Here is a 17,040-nt window from a genome sequence, read left to right as displayed (position 1 = left end):
CGCATTCGCGCTCGTAGACCTCCGCGACCACGACACCAACTGCGACCGCTCATCCTCGGTCAACGTCACCAAACGAGCAACAGGTACCGGCACACACCGACCCTAAGCCACCCGCCGCGAATTTTTAACTCACGACACTAGTCGTCCACGTCGAGCTCGGCGACCTTTCGGCGGAGCTGGTCGGGTCCGGCCAGATGATCACCTGGTTCGGCAAGTGGAAGCGGTACCTGGTGGCCGGCGGCTCGGGGAGCACGAGTCTGCTCGACGTCAACCACCTGCCCCGCAGCTGGCCGGGGATCCGAGGAACAAGCCGAGCATCGGGTGCTCAACCAGCACTCCATTAGTTGGTTTCTGCAACCATAAGCTTGGCTGCAACTCCACCAGCAGACTGGGTGGTCTCGTTTACTCACCGCGGTTGTTTCGTTCGAAGGGATTACCTTCGGCGACTCGCCGTCTATCATCACCGGAGGGGACGCACTGTTGTTGGGGCGGTGCACCGAAGTCCAGGGGAGGGACTGAGGTGAGGCCTGATGGCCACCACCATCGAACAGGGGCGGTTCGAGCCGACCGTCTTCGGCGCGATGCGCCGGTACCGGCTCATGGTCGCCGTCATCACGGTGCTGGTCGCCGCGGCGGCGGTGGGTCACTCGTTGACGCAGACCGAGGTCTACCGCGCGTACGCCACGATCACCGTGCCGCAGAGCGCACTCGCGCAGGGCGATTCCCGCGAGCAGTACTTCGACAGCCAGGTGCTGCTCCTGCAGTCGCAGGACGTCGCCGACCGGGCGGTGCGGATCGCGAACGCCGGCCTGAACGACACCGTGCTCTCGATCCGCCACTTCGCCGGTGAAGGCAAGTCGCTCGAGATCACGCCACCGGAGGGTGCCCAGCCGGGCGCCTTCGGGGCGACCATCGTCGCGGTGACGTTCACCTGGCCGGGCGCGCGGGTCGCGCAGACCGGCGCGAACGCGTTCCTCCAGGCCTTCGACGAGGCCCGGTCCGCCGCGATCGCGGCGCAGGGCGCGGAGGAGGTCGCCGCACTCGAACGGGCCATCCGCGACACCAGGACCGCCGGCCAGCTGACCGACCTGCAGAACCAGCGCACCCAGACCCTGGTCCAGCTGCAGCTGGACCTGGCCACCCATCCGACCATCGCGTGGGCCGCGGAACCGCAGGTGCCGATCAACGGCAACTCGAAGCGCGCGGGCGCCATCGGGGTAGTGGCCGGCCTCATGCTGGGCGGCGCGCTCGCCTACCTGCGGGCGACCCGCCGGCGGCGTCTCGACGACCGGCTCGACCCGGTCGCGATCTACGACGCGCCACTGATCGGTGACATCCCACCTGCCGGACCGAAGCAGCTGCTGTCCGGTCTCGCGACGGCCACCGATCCCCTGCCGATGGCCGCCGATCCGCAGTCCCCGGCCGCCGAGGCGTTCCGGTTCACCGCCGGATCGGTCGAGCGGATCCGCGCCGCCCGCGACGACCGGCTGGCCGTCGTGTTCGTCTCGGCCGACTCGGACACCGAGCGCAGCAAGGTCGTGGCCAACGTCGCGCTCGCCGTGGCCGAGAGCGGGACGCCGGTGCTGGCGGTGGACGCCGACGCGACCGAGGGCTCGCTCACCGGCCTGCTTCTCCCCGGCAGCCCGCAGGGCGACGGCTTCGAGCAGGTCGTCGCCGGCTGCCGGCCGGTGTCGGACTGTGTCGAGACCAGTCCGCTGAACGCCGACGTCACCGTTCTCCGGGCAGGCCCCGCCCGGCTCAGCCGGACCACCGGAGCGGCGTACGCCGAGGCGGTGGACAAGCTGATCGCCGAGGCGAAGTCGTCGTTCGAACTCGTGCTCATCGACAGTCCCTCACCACTGCGGCTGGCGAACGCCGTCGACCTGGTGCAGGACTCCGACGCGGCCGTCGTCGTCCTCCGGTCCGGCGAGTCGGTGCAGGACCACGTCCGGATGGTCGAGCGGCTGGACCAGGTCGAGTCCGATCTCGTCGGCTACGTCTACCGGCGGACGGGCCGCGGGCCGAAGTTCGTCCGCAGGCTGCTGGAGCGGAACGCCCGCCGGCCGGAGTACCCGGTGCCGGCCCGGCAGTTCGCGTTCCAGGCAGCCAAGAACGCGCGCGGCTCCCGGGGCTGAGACCGGATGTCGTCGTCCGCGGCGAGGTTCCGCGAACGCCGCCCTGAGCTCCTGCCGCCGCATGAGACTCCGGGACGGCTCTTCGTCCTGTACGGCCGGCTGCTCGGCCCGTTGCTCGGCGGATACCTGCTGTTCGACCGGGCCTTCGCCTACCTCCATCTGCCCGGCAGCCCCCTGTTCGTCGCCGAGATGATGCTGGGGCTCGGCGCGGTCGCCGCACTGGCGGCGACCCGGTACTTCCTGGTGCCGGCCAGGGACGAGCCGGTCCTCGCCCTGCTCACCGCGTTCGCCCTCTGGGGCCTGATCCGGACGGTGCCGGGCGTCGGCACCTATCAGCTCGACGCGCTGCGCGATGCCGCCCTGTGGTTCTACTGCCTGTTCGCGTACTTCGTCATCGCCGCGCTGGCCAGGTCGCCTGAGCTGCTCGACCGGCTGATCACCCAACTGACTCGATTCGTTCCGTGGCTGCTGGTGTGGCTGCCGTTCGCCGTGGTGCTGTCCCCCCTGGCACCGGACGCCCCGAAGGTGCCCTTCACGACCGTGTCGGTGCTGTCACACAAGCCCGGCAGCGCCGCGATCGCGGCGCTGCTCGTGCTCGGGTGCATGTGGCTGCTGCCCGGCAGGCGCAGCCCGCGCAGTCGTGCGGCCTGGAGTCTGCTCGCCCTGACCGTCATCGCGCTCGCCGCCACCCAGAACCGCGGCGGACTGCTCGGCGTGCTGGCCGGCGGAGTCATCGGCCTGGTGTTGATGCGTCGGCACGCGGGGCTCCTCGTCCGGCTCGCGCTCGTCGTCACGCTCGGCCTGGGAATGGCTTCCCTGTTGTCGCTCAAGGTGCCCTTCGGCGGACTGCAGGGCCGGGACTTCTCGGCGTCCCAGCTCGTCGCGAACGTGGTGAGCCTCGGCGGCAAGGAGACACCCGGGAACCTGGGCGGCACCGTCGAGGGACGCCAGGAACTGTGGTCGCGCATCCTCGACAAGCAGGTGACCGACGGCCGCCTCGTCGGCGGCTCGGGCTTCGGCCAGAACCTGGCCACCGAGGTCGGCGTGTACGACGCCGGCAAGGACACGCTGCGGAGCCCGCACAACTCACACCTGCACATCCTCGCCCGGATGGGCGTGGTCGGCGTCTCACTGTGGGCCGCCCTGTGGCTGGCCTGGTACTGGCGGATGTTCGCCGGTTGCCGACGCCTGGCGCGCGACGGTGAACACACCAGACGGCAGGTCGCCGTCCTCTCGATGATGGTGGCCACCGCCGTGCTGGTGTCGTGCATCTTCGATCCTCAGCTCGAAGGACCACAGGTGGCGGCGCTGCTGTGGACGTCCTTCGGGATCGGCGTGGCGGTGACCACCATCCGGTCGTGGTTCCGCCCCGGCTCGACCGGTCGGGACGGGGCCGTGACCGCGAGCCGCGGTGGGCCGTGACCGCGATCCGGCGGCGCTGGATCGTGGCCGGGTGCGCGCTGGTGGCCGTGCTGGCAGCGTCGTGGTCCTTCGGCCGCACCGGCTCGTCGCCGTCCCTCCAGGCCGGACCGACGGGACCCGTCGGTCCGGTGGCGCGATCGTGTGACGGTGTCGCGGTCGCCCCGTCGGACGACGTTCAATCGGTGATCGACGCGCACGCACCGGGGACGACGTACTGCCTGTCTCCCGGCACGTACCGGCTCGAGCAACCGCTGGTTCCGAAGGAGGGCGATTCGCTCATCGGTCGCCTGGGCGCTGTGGTCAGCGGGTCGAAGGTTCTGACCGGCTGGCAGAGATCCGGATCGGTCTGGTCGACCACCGGATTCCTGCCTGCCACCCCGGGCACCCACGGCGAGTGCCTGGAGTCAGTGCCCACCTGCGCGTACGCCGAGGACGTCTACGTCGACAAGCTGCCGCTGCGCCGGGTCGACTCGGCGTCCGCGGTCACTCCGGGGACCTTTCACGCCGACTACGGCACGAACACGATCACGATCGGGGCCGACCCGGCCGGCAGACTGCTCGAGCAGGCGGTCGCACCCGGTCTCGTCCAGGCCGTCGTCGACGACGTCACCGTTGCCAACCTCGTTCTCGAGCAGGCGGCGAACGAAGCTCAGGTCGCCGCGGTCGAGAGCCGCCAGGTCACCCCGCACGCGTCGGGATCCGGCTGGCGGATCCACCACAACGAGGTCCGCCACAACCACGGCGCCGGTCTCGGTCTCGCCGACGACGCCGTCGTCACCGCCAACTTCGTCCACCACCAGGGCCAGCTCGGTTTCGGCGCCTGGGGCAACGGATCCGTCGTCGACGGCAACGAGATCGCGTCGAACGGCGGAGCCGGCTACTCGCCCGACTGGGAGGCCGGCGGCAGCAAGAGCTGGCGGACCGAGCGACACACGGTCACCCGCAACCACGTGCACGACAACTTCGGTCCCGGCCTGTGGACCGACGGCGGCAACCTGCACACGGAGTACTCGCTGAACCGGATCACCGGCAACCGCGGCCCCGGGATCCAGCACGAGATCAGCTACGACGCGACCATCCGGGACAACGAGATCGCCGGCAACGGCGACCGGGACAAGGGGTGGGCCTGGGGAGCCGGCATCCAGATCCAGTCCTCCGGCGGTACGACGGGACTCGTCGAGGTCAGCGGGAACGTCGTCACCGGCAACGCCAACGGCATCGCGCTGATCGACAGCGGCAACCGCCGGACCGAGGACCCGGCGCCGCACGGCCCGCACGTCGTCCGCAACGTCTGGGTGCACGACAACCACGTCACGATGTCCGCGGGCGAGATCAGCGGCGCCGTCCAGGACATCGGCGACACCGCCGTCTACGCCGGGAGCAACAACCGCTTCGAGGACAACACCTACTACCTGCCGTCGCTCACCGGCGCCCACTTCGCCTGGAACGACACCGAGCTGACCTGGAGCGAGTGGCGGGATGAAGGCAACGACGCCGACGGCCGCGCCGAACGCCGCTAGGCAGACGTCAGCTCAGGTCGTCGTTCAGCCGCGACAGCAGCCGGCCGAGGTCGGCCAGGTCTGTCGGGTTCCAGCGGTCGAGGATGGCCCGGAACTCGGTCTGACGCTGGGTGCGCATCGCGCCGAAGCGTCCGGCGCCGACCTCGGTCAGCCGGAGCAGCCGCGCGCGGCCGTCGTCGGGGTCACCGACCCGTTCGATCAGGCCGAGGTTCTCCAGTTGGGTGATACCGCGGGAGACAGTCGACTTGTCCAGCCCGAGCGCCTGGGCGACGTCGGAGGCGCGCACGCCCGCGCCACCGCCGGCCGTACCGAGCTCGATCTGGGAGATCAGCGCGTACCCGGCCGCGTCCATGTCCGGGTGCACCCGGCGGGCGAGTCGCAACGAGGCCGACCGCGACCGCCGGAACAGCGCCGACAACTCCTGCTCGATGTCGGCGACCAGCCCCGACCGCTCGGTCTCCTGAGTGTCCACGGTCACCGGACCACGATCCCCGCGTCGCGCAGCGCCTTCTTCACGTCCGCGATCCGGAAGTCGCCGAAGTGGAACACACTCGCGGCCAGAACGGCGTCCGCGCCGGCTTCGACCGCGGGCGGGAAGTGCTCGGGCGCCCCCGCTCCGCCACTCGCGATCAGCGGTACGTCGACGACGGCCCGGACCGCCCGGATCAGCTCGAGGTCGAACCCCTGCCTGGTCCCGTCGGCGTCCATCGAGTTCAGCAGGATCTCGCCCGCCCCCAGCTCGCAGCCCTGCCGGGCCCACTCGATGGCGTCCAGCCCGGCGGACTTCCGGCCGCCGTGCGTGGTCACCTCGAACCCGCTCGGCTGGTCGTCGGCCCGGCGTACGTCGAGCGACAGCACCAGCACCTGGTTGCCGAACCGGGTGGCGATCTCGCGGATCACCTCCGGCCGGTGGATCGCGCCGGTGTTGATCCCGACCTTGTCCGCGCCGGACCGCAACAGCCGGTCCACGTCGGCCGCCTCGCGGACGCCGCCGCCGACGGTCAGCGGGATGAACACCTGCTCGGCCGTCCGGGCGACCACGTCGTACGTCGTCTCCCGCGATCCCGAGGAGGCGGTGATGTCGAGGAAGGTGAGCTCGTCGGCCCCCTCCGCGTCGTACACCTGGGCCATCTCCACCGGGTCGCCGGCGTCGCGCAGATCGGTGAAGTTGACACCCTTGACCACCCGGCCGGCATCGACGTCCAGGCACGGGATCACTCGCACGGCAAGACTCACGCGGTCAGCGTACCGAGTCCGTCCCAGTGGGCCGCGCACCCTGTCCACGACGACGGCGGGGCCGCGGTTTCCCACGGCCCCGCGGTCAGGTCATTTCCAGGCGCGGCGCTTGGAAGCGTCGGGCTTGATCGGAGCTGTCGCCTCCCAGACCCGCCGCCAGCGGGCGGCGTCCGGGCCGGACTGGGACGGCGAGGCACCGGCCGCGACCCGGCGGCGGGCCTCCCACCAGGTGGTCGACTCCTCGTCCAGCAGGGCCGACACCGCGGCGGCGATCTTCGGCGCGAACTCTCGGGCGCTCTCGCCCTCGGCCGGCCGCAGCGGATCGCCGTACCGGACGGCGACCGTCGGGCGGCCGGGCACCGGCCAGCCGCGCCCACGCGGCATCGCGGCGAACGAGCCTTTGATGCCGACCGGGATCACCGGCACACCGTGCTCGACGGCCAGGTACGCCGCGCCCATCCGGAAGCGCTCCATCCAGCCGTCCGGCGACCGGGTGCCCTCCGGGAAGACGACCACATTCCAGCCGTCCGCGAGCAGGTCGCCCGGGGTCGAGCTGAGCTTGCCGCCGCGGCGCTCGATCGGGAACGTGTTGAACACGATCGCCGACGCGGTCGCCCGCCACCAGGTGTCGAAGAAGTAGTCCGCCGCCGCGGCGACCGCGGTCTTGCGGCGCATCCCGTCCGGCAGCGTGCAGAGCAGCAGCGGCGTGTCCAGGTGGGACGAGTGGTTGGCCACGATCAGCGCCGGGCCGTTCACCTTGAGCAGCGAGTCGAGGCCGCTCACCTGCGGGTTCACCTCGAACCGCAGCACCGAGTTGAGCGCGCCCTTCTGCAGCACCTCGCGGACCGCGATCGCGGCCGGGGTCCGGGCCCACTTGGTCGGGAAGACCGAGGTCTCCTTCGGGATCACATACGGCTCGGCCGACCGCGGCACCTGCGGCCGGCGGCCCCACCGCCACCCGCGCGCGACCTGCTTGACGTCACGCGCGGTGTCGCGGCCGAACTTGACCAGGCTCGTACCCATCAGCGCACGTCCGCGAGCAGGTGCGGCGGGTTGTGCAGGTAGGTGATCGACGGCGAGCGGCCGACCGAGTGGCTGACCATCTCGAGCGCGTCCTGCAGCGTCGACGCGGACCGGAAGCCCATCCGCTCGACCGTCTTGCGGTTGGCGCCGACCCAGACGATGTCACCGCAGTGGTCCAGCGCGTGCGAGATCCAGTACCACATGTAGAACGGGTGCACGCCGTGGTACGCGTACGACGTCCGGTACAGGTGGATGTACCACGGGTCCTCGGCGTACTGCTTCTCGAACTTCGCCTCGATCGTCGCCGGGTCGGTGCTCTCGGCAAGCACTTCCTCGAAGAAGTCGACGTACGACGGGTGGTGCAGCTGGCTGAACTCGTACGGCACCGGGTGGTAGAGGATGACCGCGCCGTCCTTGCGGACGATCGGGTTCCCCCGGTAGGCGTTGAAGTGGTAGCCCAGCCCCATGCAGGCGGCCAGGATCGGGTTCATCACCGAGTTGACGTTGTACGGGCCGAGGTAGGGCACGCCGATGACGCCGACGTCGGACTGGCCCTGCACCTCGACCAGGTGCTGACGGTGCACCATCTCCAGCGTCTTCTCGTGCACCGGCTCGATCGCGCCGGCGTTCACGCCGGTCAGCTCGTAGTTCGCGCGCACGTCGGTGAAGATCTTGTGCCGCAGCTTGGCCGGCGCCGCCGCCAGCCCGCGCTTGGTGGCCAGCATCGAGGCCTGGTCCTTGATCGACCACTCCCACTCGCGCTTCTGCAGGAACTCCAGGCCGCCGCCGAAGATGTTGTTGTTCAGCGTGGTCTCGATCTGGAACACCTTGACGTTCTGAGTCAGCACCTCACCCATCCGCCAGGCGGAGTGGTGCATCTTCGACGCCTTGTGGTCCATGAACGACCGGGAGTGGATCATCGTGTGGCTGTTGTGGTGGTGCTTCAGCGACTTGTACGACGCCAGCCCGATCGACGTCGACTTGTGGCCGCCGTCCATCGCCACCAGGTTCACGTTCACGTAGACCAGCAGGTCCGACTCGGCCGCGCGCTTGGAGATCTCCACGTCCTCGCCGTGCCGCGTCTGGCCCAGGTGGGTCAGGTTGTCGCGGTCCTCGGCGTCGAAGTTGTAGAGCTTGCCGTCGGGGAAGAACGACCGGAACACCCGCTCGCCGACGATGTCGCGCAGCTCGTTCGGGGTCAGCCGGCGGTGCAGCGCGTTCGCCGAGATGATCTCGACGTCGTCCACACCCGCGTCGGCCGCCAGCGTCAGCACGGCCTCGATGATCCGCTGCCGGATGTCCGGCTTCTTCATCGGCGGCAGCGGCAGTGAGATGTCGTCGAACGCGATCGTCAGCCGCATTCCCGGCCGGAGCAGTTCCGGCAGCGGCTCGGACTCGATCGGGTTCAGCAGCGCGTTCTGGATCGCCTCCTCGACGTCCCGCACCGGCGGCAGCGCCTCCGGCGGGTACACCACCCGGGTCCCGAGCGGGAATCGCTCCAGCTGGAAGCCCTCACCCGAGTGCACGATCAGCGGCGGCGTCCGGTCGTCCACCTCAAGCACAAAACCTGGCCGAGACATCTCACAAACCCTCTCGTCGTACGTACGGCAGCAGCAGTGTCACGGCCCTCATGAGGCCCTCACATCGAATGCGACCTTGACCGTGCCGAGCCGGCCGGCCGAATGCGCGTGGTCGATCGCCTCGCGCCAGCGGTACAGCGGGTAGCGCGCCCCGACGATCCCGTCGAGCGGGGCCTTCGCGGCCAGTTCCAGCGCCGTCTGGAAGGCCGGCTGGTCGTTCGGTTCCTCCCGCGCGGACGCGTAGGTGCCGGTCAGCTCGAGCTCGCGGAACCACACCGGCGACAGGTCGGCGCCGCTGGCCGGCATCCCGGACAGCACCACCCGGCCACCGGCCTTGGTCACCCGCAGCACGGTGTCGATCGAGTCCTTGCTGCCGACCGCGTCCACGGCGATGTCGACGCCGCCGAGCAGGAACTCCTTGGCCATCTCCGGCTTCAGCCGGAACGCACCGGTCGATCGCCGTACGCCGCGGAAGACCTCGTCCGGGGCGACCACGTCGCTGGCGCCGAACGCCCGGGCGAGCTCACGCTGCTTGGCGTGCTTGGCGACGACGGTGATCCGGCCGGCCTGGGTCAGCTCGCGCAGCGCGAGGGTCGCGAACAGGCCGACGGCGCCTGCGCCGCTCACCAGGACCGACTGCCCCGGCTCCACCTTCGCGCGCAGCGCGGTGTGGACGGCGCACGCCAGCGGCTCGGTCAGTACGGCGCGCTCGTCGGACATCCCGTCCGGTACGGCGTACAGCTGGCTGCGGTGCGCGACCATCACGTTGCCCCAGCCGCCGCCGGTGTCCTGGCAGAAGCCGGTCTGCAGACCCGGCGCCACGTGGCCGACGGTGATCCGGTCGCACCGGTTGGTGTTCCCGGAAGCGCAGCCCTGACACGGCTCGACGCCCCGGGCGACACAGGTGAGGACCGAATCCATCACCACCCGGGTGCCCTTCGGCAGGTCCTGGCAGTCGTCGAGCAGCTCGCCGACGATCTCGTGACCGGGCACGAACGGCATCGACACCATCGCGGAGAAGTACAGCTTGGTCGAGCCGGTGACCATGCCGAGGTCCGAGCCGCAGATGCCGGACAGGATCGGGCGGATCCGCGCCCAGCCCTCCCGCTCGGCCTTCGGCTCGTTGATGGTCACCAGCCGCAGCGGCGCGGCCGGGCCGGTCAGGATGCCGGGGATCCGGCCGCCGACCGCCTTGGCCGCCAGGTACTTGGCCGGCGACCGGTACATCTCGAGAGCGAGCATCATCGGGCGTTCACCCCAGGCAGCTCCAGACGGGACGAGGTGGACGGGGTCTTCCAGTCGACGATCTGCCAGCGCGCGGCCCGGGCGGCCCGGAACAGCGAGACGTCCGGCGAGACCGCGACCGGGTTGCCGACGACCGACAGCATCGGCAGGTCCGAGTGGCTGTCGGCGTAGGCGTAGGACTTCGACAGGTCGATGTTCGTACCGCGGGCGCGGTGCTTGATCCACGCCGCCCGGGACTCGCCGACCAGCGGCGGCCCGGACAGGAAGCCGGTGCACCTGCCGCGGTCGTCGACGGCGAGCTCGGCGGCGACGATCTCGTCGAACAACGGCTCCAGCGGGCGGGTCAGCGGCCGGACCGCCCCGGTGATCAGGATCGTCTTGTGTCCGGCCGCGCGGTGCTCGCGGATCCGCCGGACGGCGTCACCGCTGAGCCGCTCGAGCACGTGCTCGGCGAGCAGCTCGTCGACGATCCGGTTCAGCTCCTCGAGGTCGGCGCCCTCGTAGCGGCGGTAGATCGTCCGCAGGAACGTGCCGCGGTCCTTGCGCTCGGCCGAGATCAGCTTGGGCAGGCGGCGCAGCATCGAACCGATCTCGCCGACCCGCTGGTGGCTGTCCAGCTCGGGCAGCCGCATCCACAGGTAGGTCTCGATCACGTTCGACGACAGCAGCGTGCCGTCCATGTCGAACGCCGCGATCACCTCGGCGTCCGTGTCGCTGCCAGCCGGCTCCCCGATCTTCTTGAGCACACCGGCGGACTCGGCCAGTGCCCTGTTCCGCTTCTTCCGGACGACGTCCAGCCGGCGGAGCGAGTCGGTGACGCTCGGGCAGTGCACTTCCTGCAGGTAGTGCTGCCAGTCGACCACGGAGGTGTCGCAGGCGAACTTCTCCCGGTCGTCACCCTCGAGCGCGTTGTGCAGCGCCAGCACGTTGTCGTCGACGAACTGCAGCTCGGCCTGCGCGTACTCGGAGTACAGGTCCATGTAGCGGCGGAGGAAGTCCAGCCGGCGCTTCTGCACGTCGAGCTCGCGGGCGTACTTCCGGGTCCGCTCGCCGCGCGGGACGGTGGTGATGATCTTGTCGGCGATCTTGTGCGCGCGTTCGCCGTACCGGAGCATGCTCTCGACCGAGTCGCCGCCGGGGAACTTCCACACCGGCAGCCGGACCGCGCCGCGCTCGCCCAGGTCGAACGGGTGCTTGGAGAAGTACGCGCGGACGCCGGCGTACAGCTGCTCGAAGGTCAGCGGGTTCCGGGCGCCGGAGCCGATGTGGTAGTACTCCGGCTTGCTCAGCTCGGGCTCGGTCGCCATCACCGCGCAGATCGCGCCGACCACGTGGTCCACCGGGATGATCTCGATCACCGAGTCCGGGCTGGCCGGGAACTCCGGCAGCTCGCCGCGGCCGTAGGCAAGGATCAGCGGCTCGGCCATCTTGAAGCCCTCGATCCAGCCCGGGTGCGGGCTCTGCACCGCGGACTCGATGATGGCCGGCCGGACGATCGAGGTCGGCAGCGTCTTCGAGAACTCCTCGACGACGCGTTCGCCCAGGGCCTTGGTGAAGGTGTAGCAGTCGGTCCAGCCGAGGCTGCGGGCGCGCTCCGTGCCGGTCTCGACCAGCTTCTTCGCGACCCACTCGGTCCGGCGGCGCTCGGTGTCGGCCGCGGCCGTCAGGTGACCGGCCCGGCGGTGCAGCTTCTCGGCCTCCTTGCGGAACTTCGCCAGCATCGGCGCCGACCGGGACTGCTCCTCGACCCGGGCGCGCATCGCCATCCCGGCCTCGGCCTCGGTCCGCCAGTCGACGTTGTGGTCGACCGGGGCCTCCGGGATCGCGCCGCGGCGACGGCCCGCGGTGTACGCGGTGGAGATGTGCACGTAGTGCACCGGACGGCCTGTCTCGGCGATCCGCTCGAGCAGGCTCTTGGTGCCGAGCACGTTGGTCGTGAACGCCTCGTGGATCGGCGGGTCGAAGCTGACGTCACCGGCGCAGTGCACGACGATGTCGAGATCCTTCGGCAGCTCCGGTACGTCGGCCAGGTCGCCCTCGACCACCTCGATCCGGGCCGCGGACAGCGCCTCGGCGTCGGCGTACTCGGTGCCCTCGCCGTAGAACGGCTTGAAGATGTCCTTCTTCAGCAGCTGCGCCATCCGGTCGGTGCCCTTGAGCGAGCCCTTCGGCCGGATGATCGCCACCACCGTGGTGCCGGGGAGGTCCCCGATGATCCGGTGCAACAGCGCCTCACCGACGAACCCGGTGACGCCGGTGACCAGGACCTTCTTGTCCTTGAGCTTGTCGGCCAGACTCACTTGTCGCCTCCACGCGTGAGCTCGAGTGCCTCGGTCAGGGTGAACGCGCCGGCGTACAGGGCCTTGCCGACGATGACACCCTCGACGCCGTCCTGGACGAGCGTGCTCAGGGCCTTCAGGTCGTCCAGGCTGGACACCCCGCCGGAGGCGACGATCGGCTTGTCGGTGCGCGCGCACAGATCGCGGTACAGGTCCAGGTTGGGCCCCTGGAGCATGCCGTCCTTGGTCACGTCGGTGACGACGTACCGCTCGCAGCCGGCCGCTTCCAGCCGCTCGAGCACCTCGTACAGGTCGCCGCCCTCCTTGGTCCAGCCGCGGGCCGCCAGGGTCCGGCCGCGGACGTCGAGCCCGATCGCGACCCGGTCGCCGTACTGCTGGATGATCCGGTCGCACCACTGCGGGTCCTCGAGCGCGGCGGTGCCGATGTTGACCCTTCGCGCGCCGGTCCGCAACGCGGCCTCGAGCGAGTCGTCGTCGCGGATGCCGCCGGACAGCTCGACCTTTACGTCGAGTTTCCCGGTCACGTCGGCGAGCAGCTCACGGTTGGAACCGCGACCGAACGCCGCGTCCAGGTCGACCAGGTGGATCCACTCCGCCCCGGCCTCCTGCCAGGCCATCGCCGCGGCCAGCGGATCGCCGTAGGACGTCTCGCTACCGGCCTCCCCCTGCACCAGCCGGACCGCCTGACCGGCCGCCACGTCGACGGCAGGCAACAGCACCAGGTTCGCGCGGGGCGGTGGGGTGGGCATCGAATCCAACGCTGACATGGCCCACACCCTAAATGGCGTCCGTTCGGGCTCCGTAACCCGCTGCCCTGCTGAGTCGTTGCGATCCAATCTGTCTCAGCAATACCACTCTATCCAGTGGTCTGCACGAACTAGGGTGGCGGAATGGTCACCCTGGAGGAGCTCGAGACGGACCCGCACCCGGCGCTGGCGGCGTTGCGGCCGATCGGCTGGGTGGACGCGCTCGGCAGTTGGGTGGTCGCGAGCCGCGCGTTGGCGCTGGCCGTGATGCGAGACCCTTCGACCTTCACGGTGGACGATCCGCGGTTCTCGACCGCGCAGGTCGTCGGGCCGTCGATGCTGTCGCTGGACGGCACCGCGCACAAGGCGCACCGGGACCCGTTCGAGTCCCCGTTCGGCCTGGCCGAGACCGGACGCCGCTTCACCACCGTCGTCCGGCAGACCGTCGACGAACTGATCGCGGCGATCCAGCCGGCAGCCGGCGCGGCGGCGTCCGGCGGTTCCGCCGACCTGCGGCGGACGGTGGCCGGGCCCCTGTCCGTAGCGGTCGTGGCCTACTCGCTGGGGCTGCCGCAGGCCTCGGCCGCGACGGTGCTCGACTGGTACACGGCGATCTCCGACTCGGTGACCGGCGTCTCCGCCGGGCGCCAGGTGACCCCGGAAGGCACAGAGGCGTTCGCCCAGCTGCACGCACATGTTGCCGCTGGCCTCGATTCGGCCGACTCGCTGATCGCGGCCGCGGCCCACGCCGGCCTCGGCGTCGACGAGGTGGTCGCGAACGCCGCCGTCCTGATGTTCGGCGGCATCGAGACCACCGAAGGCATGATCACCAACGCGCTCTGGCACCTGCTCAACCATCAGGACCAGTTGGACCTCGTCCTCGCCGACCGATCACTCCTGCCGAACGCGCTGGAGGAGTCTCTTCGGCTGGAGCCGGCGGCCGCCGTGGTCGACCGCTACGCGACTCGCGACGTCGGGCTGGCCGGTGCCGCCATCCGCCGCGGTGACCTGGTCACGGTCTCGCTGGCCGGCGCCGGCCGCGATCCCGAGGTCTTCGCGGCACCCGACACCTTCGACGTACGACGACCGAACGCGCGACGCCATCTCGCGTTCGCCAGCGGACCGCACATCTGCCTGGGCATGCACCTGACCCGGTTGGAGGCCCGGACCGCGGTCGACGCCCTCCTCGATCTCCCGGGTCTCCGCCTCGCTCCCGACTCGCCTCCGCCGCGGGGACTGGTCTTCCGCAAGCCGTCCGCGGTCGACGTCACCTGGGACGTGTGAGAACGAGCATCGCGGCTGGATGGTCGGCATGAGCTCGTCCGGCTCGCGATCGGCATCGGCCGTCAGCCGGGCGAATCCCTGCTCGATCTCCGGCCCGGGCAGGTGCTCGAACGTCGACAACGCCCGGAACTTCAGCCGGTCGGAGGCCTCACGAAGCGTGCGCGGCTGCAAATGCCACTCCTCCCGGCTTCAGCACCCGGCGCACCCCCCGCAGCGCGCGCGGCCGGTCCGACGGCTCCACGCCGTACGCCGGACCGCCGAACGCGTCGGCCAGACCGGTCGCGAGCCGGCCGGTCCCGCTGCCCAGGTCGAGGATCGTCTGGGGTCGCTCGTCGGCCAGGTACACCTCGACGCGGCCGTCCACCGCCGTACCTCGTCCCGACTTCTCCGGCGTCCCGCGGCGTACCCGCTGCTCAACCGTCCGTCGTAGACGACCATGATCCGGACACTGGTACTGGTGCCGTCCCGTGTCCGCCCGCACAATGACGGCATGACGAACCTGACGGCGGCGCAGACCCTGGCCGACGTCGGCGACATCGTCCGGATGGAGGCCCGGCGCGTCACCGGCGCGCAGGGCGCCACCTTCGTGCTCCGCGAGCAGGACCGCTGCTTCTACGCCGCCGAGGACGCGATCGCGCCGCTCTGGAAGGGCCAGCGGCTCCCGATCACCGCCTGTATCAGCGGCTGGGCGATGCTGCACGACGAGACCGCGGTCGTCCCGAACATCGAGCTCGACGAGCGGATCCCCCTCGAGGCCTACCTGCCGACGTTCGTCCGCAGCCTGCTGATGGTGCCGGTCGGCTCCCCGGCCCCGGTGGCCGCCATCGGCGCCTACTGGTCCCGCCACCACCGCGCCACCCAGCGCCAGATCGACGACCTGCAGGCGCTGGCCGACCGTGCGGCCGAGGCCATCCGCCGGATCGGCCTGGCCGACGCGCCGTGGGCGCCGACGTTCACGAACGGCTGATCAGCCCCAGAAGACGTCGTACGCCAGCCGGAGGATGAGGGCGGAGACGACGACCAGGAACACGATCCGGACGAACCGGCTGCCGCGGGCGACCGCGGTCCGGGCGCCGAGCAGGCCGCCCAGCATGTTCGCCGCACCCATGATCAGACCGAGGATCCACAGCGGCGCGCCACTGACGGCGAAGACGGCGATCGCGCCCAGGTTGGTGGCGACGTTCGCGATCTTGGCCTTCGCGCTGGCCTGCAAGAAGTTGTAGCCGAGGAACCCGACCAGCGCGAAGATCAGGAACGACCCGGTACCGGGCCCGACCGCGCCGTCGTAGAAGCCGATCAGGACGCCGACCGCGCAGGCCGCGAGGTAGTGGTCCTTGCCGTCGAACCGCAGCGCCGTGCGCGCACCGAGCGACGGCTTCATCGCGGTGTAGATCGCGACGCCGACCAGCAGCACCAGCACGATCGGCTTGAACCACGACATCGGGATCCTGGTCGCCACCAGCGCTCCCGCGGCCGAACCGAGCCCGGCGAGAATCGCGAGCGGGATCACGGTCCGCTTGTCCGGGCGCACCTTGACGCCGAACGTCACCGCGCTGGTCGTCGTACCGCACAGCGACGAGATCTTGTTGGTCGACAGGATCTGCGCCGGGGTCGCGCCCGGCAGGCCGAGGAGCATCGCCGGCAACTGGATCAGGCCGCCGCCGCCGACCACAGCGTCGATCCAGCCGGCCGCGAAGGCCGCGACGACCAGGAAGATCAGGGTCCACAACGAGAGGTCAGGCACAGCGGCACACCAGGCGGGAAGCACTCACCCGGACATCATCAGGTAAGGACGTTGTTCGGAAAAACCCTTACACCGGCGGACGTGATCCACTCCACTACCGCACCTGTGAGCTCGCTGTCACAGTGGGCGCATGGCCTCCTCGATGCTGCCTCCCGAAGACGAGACGCTCGCGACCGGCTGGGAACCGGACCTGCCGGCGGCCGACTCACTCGTCCGGCAGGCCGTCCTCGCGCACGCCTCGTGGGCCACCGACCCGGCGCGGCGGGCGGGCAAGCCCTGGTACGACGGTGACACCTGGGCCGGCGGGTTCCTCGGCGACCGCGGCCCGCTGACGAACTGGGTCGTGCAGAAACAACCGGTCGACCCGGCCGAGGTGATCGCCGACGTCGCCCGGGAGTTGCCCAACAACCTCCCGTACCTGTACGTCAGCGCATGGCCGACCCGGGACCTGCGCGAGCACGGCCTCGCGCTGGTCGGCCATCCCCCACTGATGGTGCGCTTCCCCGAGGCCGCGACCACCCCGCCGGTCACCGACCTGGAGATCCGCCAGGTCACCGACGAGGCCGGGCTCGCCGACGCCGAACGCGTCCTGATCGAGGGCTACCCGCTCCCCGAGCTCCAGCCCGTCGAACCCGGGATCCTCTACCACGCGACCCTGTTGGACAGCCGTTCCACGATCTGGGTCGGATACGACGGCGACGTACCGCTCGCCACCGCGACCGCCCACGACGCCGCCGGCCTGACCGTGGTCGAGAACGTCGCCGTCGTATCCGACCCAGATCGTGGAACGGCTGTCCAACAGGGT

The 17,040-nt window shown here is 70.5% G+C and carries 15 protein-coding genes; 6 read left to right on the top strand and 9 right to left on the bottom strand.

Features of this window, described 5'->3' with window-relative positions; genetic code table 11:
• Positions 1 to 530 precede the first annotated feature (530 nt).
• Genes E1218_RS28880 through E1218_RS28870 form a run of 3 tightly spaced genes read left to right on the top strand, consistent with a single transcriptional unit; the run spans position 531 to position 5,077 of the window.
• Complete coding sequence (locus tag E1218_RS28880; RefSeq protein WP_132325889.1) at positions 531 to 2,135, top strand: Wzz/FepE/Etk N-terminal domain-containing protein; 1,605 nt, start codon at positions 531 to 533, stop codon at positions 2,133 to 2,135.
• A 6-nt stretch (positions 2,136 to 2,141) separates the two neighbouring features.
• Positions 2,142 to 3,557 carry an O-antigen ligase family protein gene (locus tag E1218_RS28875; RefSeq protein WP_132325887.1) on the top strand — a complete coding sequence of 472 codons (1,416 nt, stop codon included), beginning with the start codon at positions 2,142 to 2,144 and terminating at the stop codon, positions 3,555 to 3,557.
• Positions 3,554 to 5,077, top strand: coding sequence for a right-handed parallel beta-helix repeat-containing protein (locus tag E1218_RS28870; protein ID WP_165949461.1), 1,524 nt, complete (start codon positions 3,554 to 3,556; stop codon positions 5,075 to 5,077). The genes E1218_RS28875 and E1218_RS28870 overlap by 4 nt, the downstream gene beginning before the upstream one ends.
• A 7-nt stretch (positions 5,078 to 5,084) precedes the next feature.
• Here E1218_RS28870 and E1218_RS28865 read toward each other — a convergent pair whose 3' ends face one another.
• From E1218_RS28865 to priA, 7 genes are all read right to left on the bottom strand, one after another.
• Entirely contained in the window at positions 5,085 to 5,555 is a 471-nt protein-coding gene (locus E1218_RS28865) for a MarR family winged helix-turn-helix transcriptional regulator (RefSeq protein ID WP_233712542.1), read from the bottom strand.
• Positions 5,552 to 6,313 carry an imidazole glycerol phosphate synthase subunit HisF gene (gene hisF, locus E1218_RS28860; RefSeq protein WP_132325883.1) on the bottom strand — a complete coding sequence of 254 codons (762 nt, stop codon included), beginning with the start codon at positions 6,311 to 6,313 and terminating at the stop codon, positions 5,552 to 5,554. The genes E1218_RS28865 and hisF overlap by 4 nt, the downstream gene beginning before the upstream one ends.
• Before the next feature lie 90 nt (positions 6,314 to 6,403).
• The gene (locus E1218_RS28855; protein ID WP_132325881.1) at positions 6,404 to 7,336 is read right to left on the bottom strand and encodes a lysophospholipid acyltransferase family protein; all 933 of its coding nucleotides are present in this window, start codon (positions 7,334 to 7,336) and stop codon (positions 6,404 to 6,406) included.
• Positions 7,336 to 8,889 carry a lactate racemase domain-containing protein gene (locus E1218_RS28850; protein ID WP_233712541.1) on the bottom strand — a complete coding sequence of 518 codons (1,554 nt, stop codon included), beginning with the start codon at positions 8,887 to 8,889 and terminating at the stop codon, positions 7,336 to 7,338. The genes E1218_RS28855 and E1218_RS28850 overlap by 1 nt, the downstream gene beginning before the upstream one ends.
• A gap of 75 nt (positions 8,890 to 8,964) precedes the next feature.
• A complete protein-coding gene (locus tag E1218_RS28845; RefSeq protein ID WP_132325877.1) occupies positions 8,965 to 10,161 on the bottom strand; it encodes a zinc-dependent alcohol dehydrogenase in 1,197 nt (398 codons plus the stop codon).
• Positions 10,158 to 12,461: an HAD-IB family hydrolase gene (locus E1218_RS28840; protein WP_132325875.1), complete on the bottom strand. Its 2,304-nt coding sequence runs from the start codon at positions 12,459 to 12,461 to the stop codon at positions 10,158 to 10,160. The genes E1218_RS28845 and E1218_RS28840 overlap by 4 nt, the downstream gene beginning before the upstream one ends.
• Complete coding sequence (gene priA, locus E1218_RS28835; protein WP_202866246.1) at positions 12,458 to 13,228, bottom strand: bifunctional 1-(5-phosphoribosyl)-5-((5-phosphoribosylamino)methylideneamino)imidazole-4-carboxamide isomerase/phosphoribosylanthranilate isomerase PriA; 771 nt, start codon at positions 13,226 to 13,228, stop codon at positions 12,458 to 12,460. The genes E1218_RS28840 and priA overlap by 4 nt, the downstream gene beginning before the upstream one ends.
• Positions 13,229 to 13,351: 123 nt before the next feature.
• On the opposite strand from priA, the gene E1218_RS28830 reads away from it, so the two are divergent.
• Positions 13,352 to 14,491 (top strand): cytochrome P450, encoded by a 1,140-nt coding sequence (locus E1218_RS28830; RefSeq protein ID WP_132325873.1) that lies wholly within the window; start codon positions 13,352 to 13,354, stop codon positions 14,489 to 14,491.
• 148 nt (positions 14,492 to 14,639) lie between these two features.
• Here E1218_RS28830 and E1218_RS28825 read toward each other — a convergent pair whose 3' ends face one another.
• A complete protein-coding gene (locus tag E1218_RS28825; protein WP_132325871.1) occupies positions 14,640 to 14,855 on the bottom strand; it encodes a class I SAM-dependent methyltransferase in 216 nt (71 codons plus the stop codon).
• Positions 14,856 to 14,981: 126 nt separating this feature from the next.
• Between E1218_RS28825 and E1218_RS28820 the strand changes: the two genes are divergently transcribed.
• Entirely contained in the window at positions 14,982 to 15,458 is a 477-nt protein-coding gene (locus E1218_RS28820; protein WP_132325869.1) for a GAF domain-containing protein, read from the top strand.
• On the opposite strand, the gene E1218_RS28815 is transcribed toward E1218_RS28820, so the two are convergent.
• A complete protein-coding gene (locus E1218_RS28815) occupies positions 15,459 to 16,235 on the bottom strand; it encodes a sulfite exporter TauE/SafE family protein (protein ID WP_132325867.1) in 777 nt (258 codons plus the stop codon).
• Positions 16,236 to 16,365: 130 nt separating this feature from the next.
• On the opposite strand from E1218_RS28815, the gene E1218_RS28810 reads away from it, so the two are divergent.
• The coding region (locus E1218_RS28810) for a hypothetical protein (RefSeq protein ID WP_132325865.1) at positions 16,366 to 17,040 on the top strand (675 nt) is incomplete at its 3' end.

The sequence above is a fragment of the Kribbella turkmenica genome (genome assembly GCF_004348725.1).
GTDB lineage: Bacteria > Actinomycetota > Actinomycetes > Propionibacteriales > Kribbellaceae > Kribbella > Kribbella turkmenica.
The sequence above is the reverse complement of the archived record's forward strand: the minus strand, read 5'-3'. Positions and strand labels throughout refer to the sequence as shown.